General features: G+C 64.8%; 3 protein-coding genes. 1 reads left to right on the forward strand and 2 read right to left on the reverse strand.

The window, feature by feature from the left end; genetic code table 11:
* Both ACE3S9_RS17160 and ACE3S9_RS17165 read right to left on the reverse strand, forming a co-directional pair.
* The coding region (locus ACE3S9_RS17160; RefSeq protein WP_374547698.1) for an aspartate-semialdehyde dehydrogenase at positions 1 to 895 on the reverse strand (895 nt) is incomplete at its 3' end.
* Between the two features lie 77 nt (positions 896 to 972).
* Positions 973 to 1,752 carry an RluA family pseudouridine synthase gene (locus ACE3S9_RS17165; RefSeq protein ID WP_374547699.1) on the reverse strand — a complete coding sequence of 260 codons (780 nt, stop codon included), beginning with the start codon at positions 1,750 to 1,752 and terminating at the stop codon, positions 973 to 975.
* Between the two features lie 120 nt (positions 1,753 to 1,872).
* Here ACE3S9_RS17165 and ftsY point away from each other — a divergent pair, with 120 nt between their 5' ends.
* Complete coding sequence (gene ftsY / locus ACE3S9_RS17170; protein WP_374547700.1) at positions 1,873 to 3,144, forward strand: signal recognition particle-docking protein FtsY; 1,272 nt, start codon at positions 1,873 to 1,875, stop codon at positions 3,142 to 3,144.
* Positions 3,145 to 3,251 lie beyond the last annotated feature (107 nt).

Genomic DNA, 3,251 nt, shown 5'->3' on the forward strand with positions numbered 1-3,251 from the left:
CGCGGATGCGCGAAATATAGGTGGCGTCCTCGCCCGCCGCTTCATGCGGGGTGATGTAGCCGCCGGGCTCGCGCTTGTCGATCACCAGCACGCCGGGCGCCTCGCGCAGGATTTTGCGGGCTTCGTCCGCCGTGACCGGCTTCTCGAATTCCACATTCACGGCTTCCGAATGGGAGATGAACACCGGCACGCGCACGCAGGTCGCGGTCAGCTTGATCTTGGGGTCGAGAATCTTCTTCGTCTCGGCCATCATCTTCCACTCTTCCTTGGTGAAGCCGTCTTCCATGAAGACGTCGATCTGCGGAATGAGATTGAAGGCGATGCGCTTGGGGAATTTCTTGTTCTCGACCTGATCCGACACGAAAACCGCGCGAGTCTGGGCGAAAAGCTCGTCCATCGCGTCCTTGCCGGCGCCCGAAACGGACTGATAGGTCGAAACCACAACGCGCTTGATGGTGAAATGGTCGTGCAGCGGCTTCAGCGCGACCACGAGCTGGGCGGTCGAGCAATTCGGATTGGCGATGATGTTCTTGCGACCGAAACCCTTCAGCGCGTCGGCGTTCACTTCCGGCACCACCAGCGGCACATCGGAATCATAGCGCCAGGCCGAGGAATTATCGATCACGACGCAATTCTGCGCGCCGATGCGCGGCGACCATTCCTTGGACACCGAGCCGCCGGCCGACATCAGAGCGATGTCGCAATCGGAAAAGTCGAATGTGTCGAGATGTTTGCACTTGAGGGTCTTGTCGCCATAGGACACTTCCGTGCCGATCGAGCGCGACGACGCAAGCGCCACCACCTCGTCCGCCGGGAACTGGCGTTCAGCCAGAATATCCAACATTTCGCGGCCCACATTGCCCGTGGCGCCGACGACAGCGACCTTGTAACCCATGCTGCTCTCCACGATTTAAGGGCGCTTCCCTACAGCAAGCGCGGGCTTTGGGCAATGCGCCTTCGGCGCCGGAAGGTTCAATTTCCTTCGATCCTGGCCTCGATCCGGGCCTTTTCACGCTCGCTTTCGCGTTCCTGGCGGGCGGCGAACACCGCATCGTCCATCGCTTGCGTCCAGCCGCAGGCGGCGAGCAGGCTTTTCATATGGTCCGGCGCGCAGGCCTCGACCTCGACCGCCGGCTGGTTTTTCGACAGCGGAATCCGGATGGCGCGGGCGTGCAGATGCAGAACCTCGTCCGGCCGGATTCCCGCGCCATAGATCGGATCACCGACGATCGGGAAATCCAGCGCGGCGCAATGCACGCGCAATTGATGGGTGCGCCCGGTCAGCGGCGACAAAGCCAGCCAGGCGATCGGCGCGCCTTCGGCGTCCTGGCCGCGTCCCAGCACGCGCCAGCGGGTTTGCGCCGGCTGGCCCTGCGGATCGACCTTCATCCACCAGCCCCGGCTGGCGTCGAGGCGGCCAAGCGGCAGGTCGATTAGCCCTTCCTCCTCCTGCGGACCGCCGCGCACGACCGCCCAATAGGTCTTGTCGATCTTGCCTTGCTTGAACAGAAGCGCGAGCTTTTCCAGCGCCTTGCGATGGCGGCCGAGCACCAGGCAGCCGGAGGTGTCCTTGTCCAGCCGATGCGCCAGCGACGGGCTGCGCGGCAGGCCGAAACACAGATGTTTGAAGGAATCCTCGAAGCTTTCGCCGCCCTTGGGGCCGCGATGGACCGGCAGGCCGGCGGGCTTGTCGACCACCAGCATCAGCCCGTCGCGATAGAGCAGGCGCGCACAAATCGCTTCCGGCGTCATGCGGGACAGGCTATCGAGAGGGCGAGGGGACTTGTCGCGGCGGGCGTCATGCGCGCTTATCGCAAAATCCCGCAGGAATGAGAAGGGCGGCCCGCCCGGACGCAAAGCGAGTTTTGGCGCATGAGCGCGGAATCGAAAGACAAGGCCGGCTTTCTGGGCCGCCTGTTCAAAATGCGGCATGCCGAGGAGGCGTTCTGGGAGCAGAAGCCCGACGCCGTCGAAGAGGCGAAGCCTGCTCCCGTCGCCCCGCCTGTTTCAGAAACGGCGGCGCCGGAAGCCGAAATCGCCGCGCCGCCGGAACCCGCGCTCGTCCCGCCCGTGGCGGTCGAGGAGCCGACGGCGCCCGTCGTCGAGTCCATCGTCGAATCCGCGCCCGAGCCGACCCCGGTCGCGCTTACGCCGCCGCCCGAACCGGTCCCGGTCGCCGTTGAGCCGCCCGTCGCGCCACTGGCGCCCGAGCCAAAGCAAAGCTGGTGGGCGCGGCTGCGTCAGGGGTTGGCGCGTTCGTCCTCCTCCATCGCCCAGGGCGTGGCGGATATTTTCACCAAGAAAAAGCTCTCCGCCGACATGCTGGAGGATCTGGAGGATGTGCTGGTGCGGGCCGATCTCGGCGTCGCCGCCGCCACGCGCATCGCCGCTTTGGTCGGCAAGGGCCGCTATGACAAGCAAATCGCGCCAGAGGACGTGCGCGCCATTCTCGCCGAGGAAGTCGAGCGCGTGCTCGCGCCGGTGGCGCGGCCGCTGGAGATCGACGCGGGCAAAAAACCCTTTGTCATTCTGGTGGTCGGGGTCAACGGCTCGGGCAAGACCACAACCATCGGCAAGCTTTGCGCCAAATTTTCCGCCGAGGGCAAGACGCTGATGCTGGCCGCCGGCGACACCTTTCGCGCCGCGGCCATCGAGCAGCTCAAGATCTGGGGCGGGCGGACGCATGTTCCGGTAATCGCGCGCGATCCCGGCGCCGATGCGGCTGGCATCGCCTTCGACGCGATCAAGGCCGCGCAAGAGCAGAATGTCGACGTGTTGATGATGGACACTGCCGGCCGCCTGCAGAACCGCGCCGAACTGATGGCCGAGCTGGAAAAGATCGTCCGCGTCATGAAGAAGGTCGACGCCGAGGCGCCCCATGCGGTGCTGCTGGTGCTCGACGCCACGGTCGGCCAGAACGCCTTGAGCCAGGTCGAGATTTTCGGCAAGACGGCCGGCGTCACCGGCCTGGTCATGACCAAGCTCGACGGCACGGCGCGCGGCGGCATATTGGTCGCCATCGCCGACAAGTTCCAATTGCCGGTTCATTTCATTGGCGTCGGCGAGCAGGCCGACGATCTGGAGCCTTTCGCCGCCCGCGATTTCGCCCGCGCCATCGCCGGTTTCGAACACGAAAACGCCTGACAGGAATTTTCCATGCCCGCCGCCGACGCGCGTCAAAAAGTCAATCCGCTGCTGAAACTGGTGCTGGAAATGGGGCCCCTGGTCCTGTTCTTCCTCGCCAATTCGCG

The organism is Rhodoblastus sp., assembly GCF_041915505.1.
Lineage (GTDB): Bacteria > Pseudomonadota > Alphaproteobacteria > Rhizobiales > Beijerinckiaceae > Rhodoblastus.

What these genes read in the sequence shown, in the direction of transcription:
- ftsY (WP_374547700.1), top strand. Translation starts at nt 1,873, where the DNA reads ATGAGCGCGGAATCGAAAGACAAGGCCGGCTTTCTGGGCCGCCTGTTC.
- ACE3S9_RS17165 (WP_374547699.1), bottom strand. Translation starts at nt 1,752, where the DNA reads ATGACGCCGGAAGCGATTTGTGCGCGCCTGCTCTATCGCGACGGGCTG.